Here is a 14,897-nt window from a genome sequence, read left to right as displayed (position 1 = left end):
GTCAGAGGTGGGCGGTATCGGCAAGGCGCCGCATCCCCGGGAAGGCACCCATGAGCGACGCGGTCTGGCGGATCACCCCGGGAGAGCTCGACCTCAGGCTCGGCATCGAGGTGCAGGAGCAGTCGCCGGAGCGGGTGGTCGCCACGATGCCGGTGGCGGGCAACACGCAGTCGCTCGGGCGCCTGCACGGCGGGGCGAGCGCGGCGCTGGCCGAGGCGACCGGCTCATGGGCCGCGATGATCCACGCCAGCACGATGGGCCGGGTGTGCGTCGGCGTCGACCTCAACATCACTCACCACCGCGGCGCCGACGCCGGCACCATCACGGGCATCGCGATCGCGCTTCATCGCGGGCGCCGCATGGCGACCTACGACATCCGCATCCAGGACGACGTCGGCACCCTCTTGGCGACAGCGCGGATCAGCAACCTCCTCGTCGACCCCGACTGACCCCGCGCGTCCCTCAACCCGCCCCCCATCCCTCGAGTGCACGGGTTCTCGCCGACTGGACGGGATGATCGCGGGCGAAGGCCGTGCGCTCGGCGGCAAGCCGTGCACTCGCGCAAGGCTGGACGCCTCCGCTATCGTGTGCTTTACTCAACGATCGGTCAGGAATACCCGATCACCTTCACCGAACAACGGAGTTCACCCATGGCGTCATCGACCCGGGAGCGTCTGCCCCACGCTGCGGTCACCCGCGAGGAGCGCAAGGTTCTCGCCGGTACCCTCGTCGGCACCTCCATCGAGTGGTACGACTTCTTCATCTACGCCCAGGCGGCGGGCCTCGTGCTGGCCCCCCTGTTCCTCGCACCGCTCGCCGGGTCGAATCCGGGCCTGGCCCAAGTGCTCTCCTTCGCCACGATCGGCATCTCGTTCCTGTTCCGCCCGCTCGGCGCCGTCGTCGCCGGATATCTCGGTGATCGGCTCGGCCGCAAGAAGATGCTCGTCCTGACCCTGGTCCTCATGGGCGCCTCGACCTCGCTCATCGGCGTGCTCCCCACGTACGCTGTGGCCGGATTCGCGGCGCCGATGCTGCTCATCCTGCTGCGCATCCTGCAGGGATTCTCCGCCGGCGGCGAGTGGGGCGGTGCCGCGCTGATGTCGGTCGAGCACGCGCCCGTGGGGCGCCGCGGGTTCTTCGGCGCCTTCCCCCAGATCGGCGTGCCGATCGGCATGATCCTCGCGACGGCCACCCTGTGGATCCTGACCTCGTCGATGTCGACGGAGGCGTTCCTGGAGTGGGGCTGGCGCATCCCGTTCCTATTCTCGATCGTCCTGATCCTCATCGGTTACGTCATCCGTCGCGCCGTCGAGGAGAGCCCGGTGTTCGAAGACCTCGTGCGTCGCCGCAAGGAGTCCTCGGCGCCGCTGCGCGAGCTGTTCCGCAAGAACTGGCGCCAGGTGGCGCTCACCGCCGTCGTGTTCATCGGCAACAACGCGGCCGGGTACCTCCTCATCGCGTTCTTCGCGACCTACGCGGTGAACGTGCTGGAGATGGATCGGCCCACCGTGCTGCTGGCGACGACGCTGGCGTCCTTCGGATGGCTCGCCTTCACGCTGTGGGGTGGGCGGGTCTCCGACCGCCTCGGGCGCGTCCGCACCTTCCAGATCGGCTACCTGATCCTCGCGCTGTGGGCGGTGCCGATGTGGTTTCTCATCGACACGGCCGACATCCTCTGGTACTTCGTCGCGCTGTTCGTGATGACCATCGGGCTGGGCCTGTCGTACGGACCGCAGGCCGCGCTGTACTCGGAGATGTTCCCCGCCAACGTCCGCTACTCCGGTGTCTCGATCGGCTACGCCCTCGGCGCGATCCTCGGCGGCGCGTTCGCACCCATGATCGCCGAGGCGCTCTTCGGCGCGACGGGGATGTCGTGGACGATCGGCCTCTACATCGCCGCGGCGGCGATCATCTCCCTCGTCGGGGTGTCCCTCATCAAAGAGCCCAAGGGCGTCGACCTGCACGCCTGACGCGCTTCGCCCGTCGGCGCGGTGCCGCTTCGGCGGTGCCGCGCCGCGGTGGTTCAGCCCTGGCGCGTCAGGCCTCGCGCGGACGAGCGCCGTCGGTGCGGAGGCCATCCAGCGCCACGGTGAGGATGTCGTGGCCGAGGCGGTCGCCGTCGACCGGGCCGCCCGGCCGGTACCACTCCACGACCGAGTTGATCATGCCGAAGATGAGACGTGCCACCACGGCGGCGTCGACGTCGGTGCGCACGTCGCCTTCGCGCTGCGCCTCGGCGACGAGGCGCGTCACCCGCTGGTCGAACAGCCGCCGTCGCTCCAGCGCGCTCTGCTCCACGGGGCTGTTGCCGCGTACCCGCAACAGCAGGGTGACCGACGGCAGTTGCGCCACGAGCACGTCCGCCGCGCTGCGGATCACGTGGCGGAGGCGATCGATCGCTGCCCCCTCCAGCGCCCGAGCGTCATCCAGCACGGCCTCCAGGCCGCTCAGCGCCTGATCCAGCGCAACCGCGAGCAGCTCCTCCTTGGAGGCGAAGTGATGGTAGAGGGCCGACTTCGTGAGCCCGAGCCGCTGAGCCAGATCGGCGACGGATGTGGCGTCGTAGCCCTGCTCGTTGAACAGCTGCACGGCGATCGCGAGCACCCGGTCGCGGTCGTAGCCGGGGCGCCCCCGTCGTGCCGGGGCGGCCGCGGTCGTGACGGCGTCCGGCGGGGTGGTCATCGCACCAGTCTGGCACCCCGGCGCGGGATGCTACGCGGTGACGGCCCGGCGGACGAGCAACGTCACGCCATCGAGATCGTCGGCGACCGCATCCCGCGCGCGGCGGTCGTGATCCGTTCCACCCACGTGGCGGGAAGGAGTGATCCGGCGAACGCGAACGCCCGGACGTTGCCGACTGCCAGTCGCGCCGCCAGCCGGCGAAGTGCCCCCGGGCTCAGAGCCGGTGAGCGGACGTATCGGATCGGCGTGCGCGTCTCGCCCTGCTCGAGGCGGGCGACGGCGGCGAAGTGGCGTCCGTCCGGCGAGGAGTCGATGACGACGATCTCGTGCGGCGCGACGGTCTGATTGAGCGCCGCCGGGAGGCGCACCTCGAGATCGACGTCGGATTCACCCGCCGGGACGATGACGGATACCGCGGCGTTCTCGGTGGCGTCGAGGTCGCGCCACGTCACCCAGTCGGACCGGGTGAGGGGCGCTGCAAGCGGGGTGCGGATGTCGGATCTGTCGGCCATGGGAAGACTTTCGCAGGCGCGGCCGTCGCGCGAATCCTCCTGGAGAAGACAATCCCGTGGTACCCGGGTAGGGGGTCAGTCGCTACGCCCGGGCGACGCGCGAGGCGACCGCGGGTTCCTAACCTGCTGGCATGCGCACATCGATATCCGTCGTCATCCCGGTCCTCAACGACGCCCGGATGCTCGGCGGTGCCTCGCTTCGCTCGCCGAGCAGTCCCGCCCGGCCGACGACGTGCTCATCGGCATCCGGCGACATCATCGCGCGCTGCGACGCCGACTCTGTGCTCCCGCCGACCCGACTCGCATCGGCGCTGGATGGCTCGTCGGCACCCGTCCCCGTACCTCGCGGGGTCAGCAGCGACCGCCCTCAGAGAGGCACGATCATGACCGGCATCACCTCCTTCCTCGGCAAGGCCCTCCCCATCCTCGGCATCATCGCTTTCCACCTGCTCACCGCCCTCTTCGTCCTGATGTACGTCCTCATCACCGCAGTGGTGGTGTCGGTGCGCTGGTGCGTCGACGTCGCGCGCCGCGCCGGTGCCCGCCGCCCGCACCCCCGGCTGCCCGCACCGGTGCGCTGAGCGGGGGCGTCGTGCAACCGCTGCTCGATCTCTTCGCGAACGTGGACGCATTCCTCGTCGCGGCCGCCGCCTCGCCGTGGGTCCTGCCGGTCCTGCTGGCCGTCTGCGTCATCGACGGGTTCTTCCCGCCGGTTCCGAGCGAAGTCGTGCTCATCACCGCCGCCGCGGTGACGTGGACCACCCACCCGCCGATGATCGTCGCCGTGGTCGGCGCCGCGACGGTCGGTGCGTGGATCGGTGACAACATCGCCTACGCCATCGGACGCCGGGTCGGGCTGACGCCCCTGCCGTGGATGAGGCGCGGACGATCCGGCGCCGCCGCAGACGGGGTACGCCGAGAGTTCCACCGTCGACCGGAGAGCATCCTCCTCACCGGACGCTTCGTCCCCGTCGCCCGCATCCTCATCAACATGGCGGCGGGCGCGGCACGCCTCCCCTACCGGCGATTCCTGGTGCTGAGCCTGGCGAGCGCCACGGCGTGGGCCTGCGTATCCGTTGTGATCGCGGTCCTGGTCGGCTCGTTCGTCACTCCCGAGCCTCTGCTGGCCACGATCATCGCCGTGACGATCGCCCTCGTCGCGGGCGTCGCGGTGGATCGGTGCCTCGCCTGGAGGCGCAGATCCGCGCTGCAAAGGACCCGGTGAGCCCCCGTCGTTCAACTCCCCGCGTACCGCTCGCCCAGGAAGCCCAGAGCAACGGGATGCGGCGCACCCCTCACGGCATCGGCGACAAGGGCGGCCGCGGAGCGCTCAGGGCAAGACCCGCGCCGCGGGGACCGACGACTCCCGCGCCGCGGGGGGGCTTGGCGGAGAGACGCCGCCGCAGCCATCCCAGTCGCGCGGCGCGGGCCGCGCGACTGAGGGCCGCGTCGGGTGCGAGGGTGTCGAAGCCGTGCGCGCCACCCGGCCAGACGTGCAGCTCGGCCTCGCCCCCGCACTCCCACACCCGTGCGGCATACGCGACGACCTCATCGCGGAACGTCTCGGCCGATCCGACATCCAAGAACATCGGCGGAAGACCGGAGACGTCGGTCGCCCGACCCGGCGACGCGTAGGCGGGAACGTCTCCCCGCTCGGCACCGAGGTAGGCGGTCCAGCCGGTTTCATTCGCGGTACGGTCCCACGCCCCGATACCCGCCATCTGGTGCGCCGATGGCGTGTCGTTCCGGTCATCGAGCATCGGGCACGCCAGCAGCTGCCCGCGAACGACCGGACCGCCCCGGTCCCGCGCGAGGAGTGCCGCCGCAGCAGCCAGACCGCCGCCGGCGCTCACCCCGCTGAGGATCACACGAGTGGAGTCGAACCCCAACGTGCCCGATTCAGCGAAGAGCCACGTCAGCCCCGCATACACGTCCTCCACCGGGACGGGATAGGGGTGCTCAGGCGCGAGCCGGTAGTCGATCGAGGCCACGGCGCATCCCAGATCCCTCGCGAGAGCCGCAAGAGAAGGAAGATCCTCGTACGGTGTCCCCACCACGAGCCCGCCACCGTGCACGTGGTACAGAACGGGCACAGGGATCTCAGCGTCGCGAGGGCGCAGCACGACGATCGGCACTTCTGCCCCGTCGAACGACGGCACCACGTGCTCCGAGAAGTCGAACGCCCCGCCGAGAGTGATCTCGGCGTCGGTCGGGCGCGTGATTCCCGCCCGGAGGCCGGCGATCTCGTTCGTCCGCAGTGACGTGACGACGTCGCTTCGCGCCCGCAGGGCAGCGGCGATCTCGGGGTCGAACGGCGGCGGGGTCGTCATCGTCAGCCTTTCAGCGAGCCCTGGAGGAGGGCGGCCACGAACTGACGCTGGAAGACGAGGAACACGATCAGAGTCGGCGTGAGGATGAGCAGCGACCCTGCGCACAGCAGCGGGATGTCGGTCCCCCACTGCCCCTGGAAAGCTCCGAGGGCGCCGGCCATCGTCCGCTGGGCCGGGTCGTCCACCAGCACCACGGCGAGGAGGAACTGATTCCACGTCCACAGGAACAGCAGGATCGCGAGGGAAGACAGCGCAGGGACGGAAAGCGGAACGTGGATGCGCCAGAAGAGCTGCCACGTGGTGGCCCCGTCGACGCGGGCCGCTTCCGAGACGTCCTGGGGCATGTTGATGAAGTGCGCCCGCATCCACGTGACCGCGAAGGGCATGAACAAGCCGATGAGGGGCAGGATGATCGCCCACCGGGTATTCAAGAGCCCGATCTCACGCATCTGGTAGTACAGCGGCACGATGATGCCCTCGAACGGGAGGGTCAGCCCGAGCAGGAACGCGATGAACACGCCGCGCCCGCCAGCGGGCTTGAGGTGCCCCAGCGCGAAGCCGGCCAGGGTTGCGATGAGGATCGCGATCGGGACCACACCGAGCTCGATGAGCACGCTCGACCACAGCAGCTGCAGCATGTCGGCCGCCTGGAAGGCCAGTACGAAGTTCTCCCAGTGCGGCTCCTCGGGCCAGCTGAGCCCACCGGGGTAGGTGCCGGGTTCGTGCAAGGCCGTAACGAAGAGGCTCACGAAGGGCATCACGGTGATCAGCATGAGCAGCACCAGGAGGGCGCGGCCGAGCCACACTTCACGCGCCGAAACGATCACGCGTCACGCCCTCTCAGCACGCGCTGCAGCGGCAGGACGATGATGAGCACCAGCACCATCAGCACGACGGCGAGCGCCGAGGCGGTGCCGATCTCCCGCTCGAAGAACGCCAGATAGTAGATCTGCAGGCCGGGCACGAGGGTGCTGTTGGCGGGGCCGCCCTGCGTCGAGATGTAGATGATGTCGAAGCTCGCCAGCGCCGAGATGACCGTGATCGTCACGCACACCGCGATCTCCTGACGCAGACTCGGCAGCGTGATCGAGAAGAACTCGCGGACCGGCCCCGCGCCGTCGATCCGCGCCGCCTCGTACAGCGAAGGGTCGATCTTGGTCATGCCGGCCAGGAGAAGCAGCAGGCACAGGCCGAACTGCACCCACGCGCCGATGACACCGACCGCGGGCAGCGCCGTCTGGGTGTCGCCCAGCCAGGCGCGCGCGAGTCCACCGAGTCCGACGACCTCCAGCAGCTGGTTGATGAGCCCGTTGGTCGACAGCTGCCACGTCCACATGATGCCGGCGGCCACCAGCGGGATCACCTGCGGGAGGAACAACACCGTACGCGCGACGACGGCGAGCCGGCTCGCCGCGATGCCCCGGATGATGTTCGCCGCGAAGAGACCGAGGATGACCGGGATGATGCTGAAGTAGATGATCAACTCGAAGGAATTGAGGATCGAGCCCACCAGCGTGGGGTTCGCGAAGACCTCCACGTAGTTGTCCCACCCCGCCCACGTGGCGAGTTGGATGCCGTCCCAGTCATACAGCGAGTACTGGGCGGTGCGGATGATGGGTGCCACGACGAACGCGATGTAGAACAGCGCGGCGGGCACCACGAGCAGGTATGCCCGCGCCGCCCACGCGAGGCGCCGCCGGCGCGCGCCGGGGCGGGGCGCCGGCCCTGAGGAAGGGGCTGCGACGCCGATCCGGGACACCGGCGCCGCAGCCTGACGAGGGGAAGACATCCGTCAGTCGGCGAGTTCGTTCTCGTAGTCCGACTGGACGGAGCTCAGCAGGCCCGCAGCATCCTGCTCGCCGGCGACCAGACGCTGGACGTTGGGGGTCCAGCTCTGGGCGTAGATGGCGCCCGTAGCGTTCGCGATGAAGTCCATCGCACCGTTCTTCTCGTTGATGACGGTTCCGGCGGCGAGGGTCGCCTCGGTCACCGACCCGGCAGCCACCTCCGGCATGAATGCGTCCGCGGGGCCCATCGGGTGCGACCCGCCCACCTCCACGGTGATCGTGCGTGCCGTCTCATCGGTCGCGACCCAGTCGAGGAAGAAGGCTGCGCAGTCGGGGTTCTCGGCGAACGCGGAGATGCCGTAGGTCAGCGGGGCGGACATCGCACCCTGTGCTCCCCCCTCGTCGACGGGCGGTACGAGGAAGAACCCGGCGTTCCCCGCCATCTGCGTGTCGAGGTTGCCCGACTCCCAGTCTCCGCTGAAGATGAACACGCTTTCCCCGCCGATGAACCGGCTCATCATCTGGGAGTAATCCAGCGAGTTCACGTCAGGGGCGAAGTAGCCGGCTTCCACCCAGCCCTGCAGGTGCTCGGCGGCGGCGAGGTTGTCAGGAGTGTCGATGCTCGCGTCGGGCGTCTGGAAGATCCAGTCGTTGACGGGCGGGGTCTCCCCGTAGGAGGCCATGAGCCCCTGCAGCGGGAAGAGCAGACCGCCTGTCGCGCCGCCGTTGAACTGCGCGATCGGAGTCAGCCCGGCGTCCTGGGCGGCCTGCAGGTAGCCGTCGAACTCCTCGAGCGTCTGCGGCGCCTGCGTCATCCCGATCTGAGCGGCGAGTTCCTTGTTGTAGAAGACGCCCGTCATGGAGAAGTTGAGGCCCATGGCGTACAGCGGTCCGTCGCCGCGACGGCCGTCCTCATCCACCCGCAGCTGCTCGAGCTGCGACTCGGGCCAGTCGGTCCATCCGAACACCTCGGCGTAGGGGTCGAGGTCGAGGAGGAGGCCGCCCTCGGCGAGCTCCGACATCTGCGGCAGGCGCATGAGATCGGGGGGCGAGTCGCGCAGGACACGCGGCGCGTTCTGGGTGAGCACGGCGAACTGGTCTTCACGGACGTCGAACGTGACGTTCGGGTACTGGCGCGTGAACTCGTCCGCCAGCTCCGTCGGTAGCGCGAACCCCGTTTCGGCGTACATGTCGAGGACGACATCGTCCTCGCCGCAGGTCGGCTCACCTCCGCCGAATACCGGGCCGGAGGAGCTCGTCGGGGCGGCGGTGCCGCCCCCGGGAGGGGCACACGCCGTGACGGCGAACACCGCAAGGATCAGCACGCCTCCCTGAGCGAGTGCGCGCGCGTGTGGATGCTGTGAATGAGACACCGGTGTCTCCCTTCGATCCGGAGCAGGATGCATGGATGCGGTGCTAAACCGCGTTAGCACGGTCATCATCTCGTTTGGACCCGCCCGCTGTCAACGGTGACGGGCGGCCGCCCACGAAGACCGACCCGGCTAGGATCTTCGCAGAGCGGAGGGCCCAGTGAGTCAGAGACGAGTCACGCTCGCCGACGTCGCGCGTGCAGCGGGCGTCTCGCGGACCACCGCGTCCCTGGTGCTCAGCGAGCGCGGCGATGAGCTGCGGATCTCGAGTTCGTCCCAGGAACGCGTCCGCCGGGTCGCGTCCGAGCTCGGTTACCGGCCGAACATCGTATCGGCGGGGCTCCGGAGCGGCTCGAGTCGCACCATCGGATTCATCTCCGACACCGTGGCCACCTCGCAACTCGCCGGCGACATGATCAAGGGGGCGCTGAGCCACGCGCACCGCAACGGCTACATGCTGCTCATCGGCGAAACGGAGGGCGATCGCCACGAGGAGGATCGCCTCGTGGACGCCATGCTCGATCGCCAGGTGGACGGATTCGTCATCGCGTCGATGTTCACGCGCGAGCGATCTCTTCCCGGCGCGCTGCGTAACCGCCCCGCCATCCTCCTGAACGCGCTTCCCGACCCGCTCGATTCTGCCCCCGCGGTGGTCCCCGATGAATACGCCGCCGGCCGGGCGGCGGCCGCGACGTTGCTCGAGTCCGGCCACGACCGCATCCACCTGATCGGAGCGGGCCCCTCCCTGGATGACGTTCCAGGGCAGACCGTGGCCGGAAGGGAGCGCCTCGCCGGAATCCTCGCCGCGCTCTCCGAGGCGGGCGTGTCGCCGGCGAGCGCGCAACTGTGCAACGTCTGGTTGCCAGAGGACGGCTGGCGAGCCACCTCGCGGCTGCTCTCGACGGGCGAACGCCGCGGTGCTCTCATCACGTTCAACGATCGCCTGGCCTTCGGTGCGTATCAGGCCATCGCGGAGGCGGGTCTCAGCATCCCCGGTGACTTCTCCGTCGTCTCCTTCGACGACCATCAGCTCGCCGGCTGGCTGCGCCCCGGCCTGACGACGTTCGCCATCCCCCACCACGAACTCGGACACCGCGCGATCCAGACGCTGCTGGAGGAACCCTTCCCCGTCGCCCCGCATGTGGACCGGCTGCCCATGCCGCTGCGCCTGCGCGGGTCGGTGTCCGCCGAGCCGTCCTGACCGTCGAAATAAGGACGGGTGCTGCGCGGCCTCAGCCGCGCAGCACCCGTTGATCGCGCGAGATCAGCCGTTGTCGCTCACGGTGCCGCGGGCGTCGCGCGCCCGGTCGGTGACCGTGCCGGCCGCATCCGTGGCTTCGCCCTGGACGTTGGACACCGCGTCGGTCGCGGTGTCCTTGACGGCGGCCATCGCCTCCTGAGCGGGCTCCCGAAGGTGCTCCCCGGCCTCCTTGGCGACATTCGTCGCCTCATCGACGAGAGGCTGCGCCTGCTCCTTGACGGCTCCGGCGACCTGCTTCTCCTTCTCCGAGGCGGGGATGAGGGAGGCTACGACGAGTCCGACGCCGAAGGCGATCAGACCGACGGCGAGCGGGTTCCCCTCCGCCTTCGACGCCAGCCGCTGACCGGCGTCGGAGACGCCCGAAGCGGCGGACGAGCCGGCACCCTGCACCGACGAGGATGCGTCGTCGGCGGCGCCCATGATGCGCTCACGGACGGACCCGAAGGCGCCCTTGACCTTGTCGGTCTGGCGCTGGGCGATCTTGGACGGCGTCACCTTGTCGGCGAGCGCGTCGACATCGAGGCCGAGTTCCTGGCGGGTGCGGTCGATGTTCGCACGGATGGCTTCCGGTGAATCGCTCATCGGTTCTCCTCATTTCTCTTCACGGCGTCGGGGATCTGCTTGAGCGTGTCCACGGTCTGCGGCGCCCCCTTGGTCTCGTTCAATTGCTTGCGGCCGGACAGGTACAGCACCAGCGCGATCACACCCCAGATCACGGCGACGATCACGGCCGACCAGCCGAGACCGACCAGCCATCCGAGCGCCCACCACAGGGCCACGGACAGGAAGAAGATCGCCATGATGGCCGCGTACGCGGCGCCGCCCAACATGCCCGCGCCTTTTCCGGCGCGCTTGGCGGACTCTCGCAGCTCAACCTTGGCGAGCTCGAGCTCCTGCCGCATGAGCGTGGAAAGGTCGCCGGTCACCTCACTGAGCAGTTCGCCCAGCGAGTTCGTCGCTGCCTTCTGTTCAGAGGGTGTCTGATCGGACATCTGTGCTCCCCTCACCGGACCCGGTGCCACGGATCTGGTCGTAGACCGGGGTCCCGACGGCCGGCGAACCGGCGGGTGCGGAACCGAACTCACCCGGAACCGGCGGCACCGGACGGACGCCGGTCGCGCCGACGGTGCCCGTGGTCGACCCCGTCGTCACGGTCGCGGACGCGGCCGATGATGCGTCCTTGTCGTCCGCCGCCTGCTCGGCGAGGGCACGCGTCAGCCGGCCCGCCGCGAGTCCTGCGATCGTGGCGGCCGCGATGAAGACGCCGGGCTTGCGGCGCGCGTACGACTTCACTTCGCTCAGCAAGGATCCCGGGTCGCGGTCGCCGATCCACGTGGCTGCGCCGCTCAGACGGGAGGACAGCTGCGACACGAGGTCTGCGGCAACCCCGGGCGTCTCCGACTTCTCGGCCATCGAGCCCAGCTCATCCCCGAGGGAGCGGAGGCCATCGGCCACGCGCTGCTGCTGCACGGCGGCCTGTTCCTTCAGCTCGGTCTGGGTCTGCGAGTAGAGGTCCTTGACCTGGGTCTTCGCCTCGCGGGCGACGGATGCAGCCTCGGTCTTGGCGGTCTCTACGACGTGGCCGGCCTGCTCCTTGGCGGTACCGGCGACCTCGCCTGCTTCATTCTTCGCGGTCTCGACCGTGCCCGGCTGAGGCTCTGAAGCCCCCGATGCACCCGCCGACCCGCTTCCATACATTTCTGACATGTCTTCCTCTCGCTGCCGATCGGGGGACCGACTCGGTACCGGTCTATGCGACCGCGGGCCCTTCGTGCGCCTGGGTTGACGCGAGCGGCTGGACGTGTAACGCGCGCGGGCGGGCGCCGCGCGGATCGGGGGTGAGATGACCCTTCGAGGAATGAGTCAGGCGGTGGCGCCGGGGTCGAAGCAGAAGGAATCGGCCGGCTCGAAGTCGTACGACTCGAAGTCGACTCGCGTCGGTGCCCATCGTTACGCAACCGGGTCGATGGCGTCGAAATCACGCTTGAGGTCGGGCAGGTCGTCCGGAATGCTGTCTCCAGGCCGGCGTAGGTGCGAGCGATGGAGGTTATCGGGATGGCGGAGTCACGCTTGGACATACTCATCGCCGACGGGGACCGCTCGCGCGCCGATCGGCTGCGCGCATGGAGCAGCACCGTCCCGGGAGCTCGGGCCATGGCGGTGCGCCGCGATCCTGCCAGCACAGGCGAGGCGATCAACTCCAGCCGACCAGGGCTGCTCGTGCTCGGCGAGTTCGAGCGCGACGGGGTCCTGTCGACCTGTCCGTCCATCGGACTCCTGCGCGCGATACGCGCATCCCGGCTGGAGCTGGAGGTGATCATCGTGACCTCACAGCCGTCGGCGTACGCACTTCGGGACGCGCTGCGGCTGGGCGCCAACGACTATCTCGTCGCCCCCGTCGGCCCCGACCGCTTCATCCAATCGGTGCGCCAACTGAGCAACTATCACGGCGCGGATGCCGCGCACCTCTCTCAGACCGAGATCGACCAACTCCGCTCCACCGCCTACCCTTCGCGCGCGTGGGTGCCCCGCGAACTGTCCACCCACCGCCTCGAGATCGTCCGGGACCTGCTGCTCGCCGAGGCGCATCCCCTCTCCGCGGCGCTCGTGGCCGCGCGGCTCGGGATCTCGCGTGTGACGGCGCGGCGCTACCTGGAGTACCTCGTGACTCTCGGCGAGATCGACGTCGAGGCCATCGCCGAATCGCGCGGACGGCCCCACAAGGTGTACAGCCGGGCTTCGTGATCAGCGCGTCCGCGAGGACACCTCCCCGTGGGGCGCGGCGCGCACGTCGGCGAGGTCGAGGCCGAACCGCTCGAGCAGGTACGCGCGGGAGTCTTCGCCCGCCCGCACGAGCGCGTTCACGTCCACCCCCACGACGTCGCCGCCCCATTTGCGCACCTCGCCATCGATGAAGACCGTGTCCACCGTCCCCGTGCCGCCGAAGTTCACGACCGTTCCCACCGCCGAACCCCACAGCCGGGTCGTCACGTCCTCGAGGCTGAGCAGCACCAGGTCGGCACGCTTCCCGGGGGTCACCGTACCGATCTCGTCCGAGCGACCCGCGTTCCGCGCCCCGCCGACCGTCGCAGCGCGCAGGACGTCGTAAGCCCCGTACCGGGGCGGTGCTGTCGTGTCTCCGGACAGCTCCGCGGCGAAGCTCAGCCCACGCTGCACCGTCAGCAAGGCCCTCATCTCTGCGAACAGGTCATGGCCGTAGCTGATCTCGTTGTCGCTGCTGATGCCAACCACGATCCCGCGCCGCTGGGCCTCGAGGACGGGCGCGAATGCTCCGAGTCCGAAGTGCGAATCCGACCGTGGAACGAGATTGACGGCGGCGCCGCTGTCGGCGATCGCACTCCACACCTCGGCGGAGAGCCCGGAACAGTGGTTGTACGTGTGGTCCGGGCCCATCAGGCCGGAGGCCGCGAGCTCATCGAGGATCGGGCTCCACGACCCCATCTCCGCGCAGAGACCGAATCCGTGCTCGCGGGCGAATTCCCAGTTGCCGATCGACGGTTGAACGTCCAGGAGCCGGAGCGTGACCCTGTCCTGCCCGGATTCGAAGTACTCCCGCCGCAGCTGCAGGAGATCCGCGGGCAGGTGATTCTCGTGCTCGCCGAACTGTGCACTGCCGGCCGCGTACACGGCGCGGATGCCGGTGGACAGGAGAGCCTCGATCGCCGCATCGTTGTGAGCGCGGCTGCGGGAATTGTGGCTGTTGTCCACGATGGTGGTGGTTCCCGCGTTGATAGCCTGCAGGGCGGTCAGCTTCTCCCCGATCGCGATGTCCTCCGGACGGTAGTGCTTTGCCAGGCCGCCGTGGGTGAGCGCGACGTAGTCACCGAACTCGGCGTCGGGCGCGATCCCGCGCAGCTGCCCCTCCCACGCATGCACGTGGGAGTCGATCAGACCCGGCAGCAGCAGGCACCCCGACGCATCGACGCGAATCGCGTCGGTCACGCGCTCACCCAGCCGGGGACCGACCGCCTCGATGAGGTTGCCACGGATGAGGACGTCACCAAGGAACGGGGCGGTGCCGTCCATGGTGATGACCGTTGCCCCCTCGATGAGCACGGCGCGGTCAGGATCGTTCTGTGCGGCCATGATCCGATCACGCGCTTCCGGCTGGTTTCGCACACTCATGGGGTTCCTTTCGGGGTCACTGGTTCTCACGCTAGAGACGCAGAGCATGTGTCGCGGATTTCGATCACCGCGCCTGTACGAAAACCCCGGCCGACGTCGCGGGCCGCCCACGACACACAGCGGCTAGGGGGCACGGAATTCTTCGGCGGCATCGAGAAACGGGATCAGCCAGCCGAAGAAGCGGTCGAACGTATCGGCGTTGAGCTGGTGAAGACGACTGGCACCTCGGCGATGCTCGACCACGAGGCCGGCCTCGCGCAGGACCGCAAGATGGTGCGAGGTGGCGAATCGGCTCCGCTCCGTGGCCAGGGCGAGGCTCGTGACCGTCATGCCGAGCCCGCGCAGCCCGACGTTCTCCCGCAGCACCTCGAGGAGGTGCAGTCGATGGTCGTTCGCCAGCGCGGCGAACACCTCGCTGATCTCCGACGGCGGCTGCTCGACGACCTCGTCGCCGATCAGAGCAGAGCTCATCGTGAACGGATCCCTTCGTGCGGCCGGCGGCTCAGTCGGCCCGGACCTGCACCGACCTGAGCTCGGAGAAGAGCAGCGGGCCGTAGTGAGCGCCGATGCGGAGGTGGTCCTCGTCGTCCAGGTAGGCGTCCAGCGCTTCGACGGAGTCCACGACCGCGGTGATCCCGTACCCGCGCACGCCGGGGCGCAGCCCGAGGCCCGGACCGTGGACGTACTGTCGCAGCAGCCCACCCAAACGCACCCGCATGGCGCCCAGCTCCTGGTGGAACCGCTGGATGTCGCGGTCGTCCACGGTTGGTGTGAACTCCGCGATCACGATGTGCGCGATCACCTGCTCC

General features: G+C 69.2%; 18 protein-coding genes. 6 read left to right on the top strand and 12 right to left on the bottom strand.

Annotation, left to right across the window (positions count from 1 at the left end):
• The first annotated feature begins 50 nt into the window (after positions 1-50).
• Together AC2DGY_RS02745 and AC2DGY_RS02740 are read left to right on the top strand one after the other, a co-directional pair.
• Positions 51-449 (top strand): PaaI family thioesterase, encoded by a 399-nt coding sequence (locus AC2DGY_RS02745; RefSeq protein WP_484508168.1) that lies wholly within the window; start codon positions 51-53, stop codon positions 447-449.
• Positions 450-650: 201 nt separating this feature from the next.
• Positions 651-1,970, top strand: a complete 1,320-nt coding sequence (locus tag AC2DGY_RS02740; protein WP_484508167.1) for an MFS transporter — start codon at positions 651-653, stop codon at positions 1,968-1,970.
• Between the two features lie 67 nt (positions 1,971-2,037).
• Here the strand turns inward: AC2DGY_RS02740 and AC2DGY_RS02735 are convergent, their stop codons facing one another.
• Together AC2DGY_RS02735 and AC2DGY_RS02730 are read right to left on the bottom strand one after the other, a co-directional pair.
• The gene (locus AC2DGY_RS02735; protein ID WP_484508166.1) at positions 2,038-2,682 is read right to left on the bottom strand and encodes a TetR/AcrR family transcriptional regulator; all 645 of its coding nucleotides are present in this window, start codon (positions 2,680-2,682) and stop codon (positions 2,038-2,040) included.
• Between the two features lie 62 nt (positions 2,683-2,744).
• Positions 2,745-3,194, bottom strand: a complete 450-nt coding sequence (locus AC2DGY_RS02730; protein ID WP_484508165.1) for a hypothetical protein — start codon at positions 3,192-3,194, stop codon at positions 2,745-2,747.
• A 131-nt stretch (positions 3,195-3,325) separates the two neighbouring features.
• On the opposite strand from AC2DGY_RS02730, the gene AC2DGY_RS02725 reads away from it, so the two are divergent.
• On the top strand, positions 3,326-3,775 hold the full coding sequence (locus AC2DGY_RS02725; protein WP_484508164.1) for a hypothetical protein: 450 nt from the start codon (positions 3,326-3,328) through the stop codon (positions 3,773-3,775).
• Between the two features lie 11 nt (positions 3,776-3,786).
• Positions 3,787-4,419: a DedA family protein gene (locus AC2DGY_RS02720; protein ID WP_484508163.1), complete on the top strand. Its 633-nt coding sequence runs from the start codon at positions 3,787-3,789 to the stop codon at positions 4,417-4,419.
• Between the two features lie 70 nt (positions 4,420-4,489).
• Here the strand turns inward: AC2DGY_RS02720 and AC2DGY_RS02715 are convergent, their stop codons facing one another.
• The 4 genes from AC2DGY_RS02715 to AC2DGY_RS02700 are packed head-to-tail and all read right to left on the bottom strand — an operon-like array spanning position 4,490 to position 8,684.
• Positions 4,490-5,524 carry an alpha/beta hydrolase gene (locus AC2DGY_RS02715; RefSeq protein WP_484508162.1) on the bottom strand — a complete coding sequence of 345 codons (1,035 nt, stop codon included), beginning with the start codon at positions 5,522-5,524 and terminating at the stop codon, positions 4,490-4,492.
• 2 nt (positions 5,525-5,526) lie between these two features.
• Entirely contained in the window at positions 5,527-6,351 is an 825-nt protein-coding gene (locus AC2DGY_RS02710) for a carbohydrate ABC transporter permease (protein ID WP_484508161.1), read from the bottom strand.
• Entirely contained in the window at positions 6,348-7,313 is a 966-nt protein-coding gene (locus tag AC2DGY_RS02705; protein WP_484508160.1) for a carbohydrate ABC transporter permease, read from the bottom strand. The genes AC2DGY_RS02710 and AC2DGY_RS02705 overlap by 4 nt, the downstream gene beginning before the upstream one ends.
• 3 nt (positions 7,314-7,316) lie before the next feature.
• Positions 7,317-8,684 carry an ABC transporter substrate-binding protein gene (locus tag AC2DGY_RS02700; protein WP_484508159.1) on the bottom strand — a complete coding sequence of 456 codons (1,368 nt, stop codon included), beginning with the start codon at positions 8,682-8,684 and terminating at the stop codon, positions 7,317-7,319.
• Between the two features lie 157 nt (positions 8,685-8,841).
• Here AC2DGY_RS02700 and AC2DGY_RS02695 point away from each other — a divergent pair, with 157 nt between their 5' ends.
• Positions 8,842-9,882, top strand: a complete 1,041-nt coding sequence (locus tag AC2DGY_RS02695; protein ID WP_484508158.1) for a LacI family DNA-binding transcriptional regulator — start codon at positions 8,842-8,844, stop codon at positions 9,880-9,882.
• A 63-nt stretch (positions 9,883-9,945) separates the two neighbouring features.
• On the opposite strand, the gene AC2DGY_RS02690 is transcribed toward AC2DGY_RS02695, so the two are convergent.
• Genes AC2DGY_RS02690 through AC2DGY_RS02680 form a run of 3 tightly spaced genes read right to left on the bottom strand, consistent with a single transcriptional unit; the run spans position 9,946 to position 11,649 of the window.
• Positions 9,946-10,524, bottom strand: coding sequence for a DUF3618 domain-containing protein (locus tag AC2DGY_RS02690; RefSeq protein WP_484508157.1), 579 nt, complete (start codon positions 10,522-10,524; stop codon positions 9,946-9,948).
• Positions 10,521-10,934 carry a phage holin family protein gene (locus tag AC2DGY_RS02685; protein WP_484508156.1) on the bottom strand — a complete coding sequence of 138 codons (414 nt, stop codon included), beginning with the start codon at positions 10,932-10,934 and terminating at the stop codon, positions 10,521-10,523. The genes AC2DGY_RS02690 and AC2DGY_RS02685 overlap by 4 nt, the downstream gene beginning before the upstream one ends.
• On the bottom strand, positions 10,912-11,649 hold the full coding sequence (locus tag AC2DGY_RS02680) for a hypothetical protein (protein ID WP_484508155.1): 738 nt from the start codon (positions 11,647-11,649) through the stop codon (positions 10,912-10,914). Before AC2DGY_RS02680 ends, AC2DGY_RS02685 begins: the two co-directional genes overlap by 23 nt.
• 348 nt (positions 11,650-11,997) lie before the next feature.
• On the opposite strand from AC2DGY_RS02680, the gene AC2DGY_RS02675 reads away from it, so the two are divergent.
• Positions 11,998-12,687 carry a hypothetical protein gene (locus tag AC2DGY_RS02675; protein WP_484508154.1) on the top strand — a complete coding sequence of 230 codons (690 nt, stop codon included), beginning with the start codon at positions 11,998-12,000 and terminating at the stop codon, positions 12,685-12,687.
• Here AC2DGY_RS02675 and AC2DGY_RS02670 read toward each other — a convergent pair whose 3' ends face one another.
• From AC2DGY_RS02670 to AC2DGY_RS02660, 3 genes are all read right to left on the bottom strand, one after another.
• On the bottom strand, positions 12,688-14,088 hold the full coding sequence (locus AC2DGY_RS02670; protein ID WP_484508153.1) for an amidohydrolase family protein: 1,401 nt from the start codon (positions 14,086-14,088) through the stop codon (positions 12,688-12,690).
• 123 nt (positions 14,089-14,211) lie between these two features.
• Positions 14,212-14,559 (bottom strand): ArsR/SmtB family transcription factor, encoded by a 348-nt coding sequence (locus tag AC2DGY_RS02665; protein WP_484508152.1) that lies wholly within the window; start codon positions 14,557-14,559, stop codon positions 14,212-14,214.
• A 31-nt stretch (positions 14,560-14,590) separates the two neighbouring features.
• Complete coding sequence (locus AC2DGY_RS02660) at positions 14,591-14,890, bottom strand: antibiotic biosynthesis monooxygenase family protein (RefSeq protein WP_484508151.1); 300 nt, start codon at positions 14,888-14,890, stop codon at positions 14,591-14,593.
• Between the last annotated feature and the right edge of the window lie 7 nt (positions 14,891-14,897).

This window comes from Microbacterium sp. Z6_144 (assembly GCF_057197625.1).
Note: the sequence above shows the minus strand (reverse complement) of the source record. Positions and strands in the feature narration are given on the sequence as shown.

Excerpts from the sequence above, each read along its gene's own strand:
- AC2DGY_RS02745 (WP_484508168.1), top strand. The coding sequence starts at position 51 with ATGAGCGACGCGGTCTGGCGGATCACCCCGGGAGAGCTCGACCTCAGG.
- AC2DGY_RS02705 (WP_484508160.1), bottom strand. The coding sequence starts at position 7,313 with ATGTCTTCCCCTCGTCAGGCTGCGGCGCCGGTGTCCCGGATCGGCGTC.
- AC2DGY_RS02715 (WP_484508162.1), bottom strand. The coding sequence starts at position 5,524 with ATGACGACCCCGCCGCCGTTCGACCCCGAGATCGCCGCTGCCCTGCGG.
- AC2DGY_RS02740 (WP_484508167.1), top strand. The coding sequence starts at position 651 with ATGGCGTCATCGACCCGGGAGCGTCTGCCCCACGCTGCGGTCACCCGC.
- AC2DGY_RS02680 (WP_484508155.1), bottom strand. The coding sequence starts at position 11,649 with ATGTCAGAAATGTATGGAAGCGGGTCGGCGGGTGCATCGGGGGCTTCA.
- AC2DGY_RS02735 (WP_484508166.1), bottom strand. The coding sequence starts at position 2,682 with ATGACCACCCCGCCGGACGCCGTCACGACCGCGGCCGCCCCGGCACGA.
- AC2DGY_RS02665 (WP_484508152.1), bottom strand. The coding sequence starts at position 14,559 with ATGAGCTCTGCTCTGATCGGCGACGAGGTCGTCGAGCAGCCGCCGTCG.
- AC2DGY_RS02725 (WP_484508164.1), top strand. The coding sequence starts at position 3,326 with ATGCGCACATCGATATCCGTCGTCATCCCGGTCCTCAACGACGCCCGG.
- AC2DGY_RS02730 (WP_484508165.1), bottom strand. The coding sequence starts at position 3,194 with ATGGCCGACAGATCCGACATCCGCACCCCGCTTGCAGCGCCCCTCACC.
- AC2DGY_RS02690 (WP_484508157.1), bottom strand. The coding sequence starts at position 10,524 with ATGAGCGATTCACCGGAAGCCATCCGTGCGAACATCGACCGCACCCGC.
- AC2DGY_RS02675 (WP_484508154.1), top strand. The coding sequence starts at position 11,998 with ATGGCGGAGTCACGCTTGGACATACTCATCGCCGACGGGGACCGCTCG.
- AC2DGY_RS02685 (WP_484508156.1), bottom strand. The coding sequence starts at position 10,934 with ATGTCCGATCAGACACCCTCTGAACAGAAGGCAGCGACGAACTCGCTG.
- AC2DGY_RS02670 (WP_484508153.1), bottom strand. The coding sequence starts at position 14,088 with ATGAGTGTGCGAAACCAGCCGGAAGCGCGTGATCGGATCATGGCCGCA.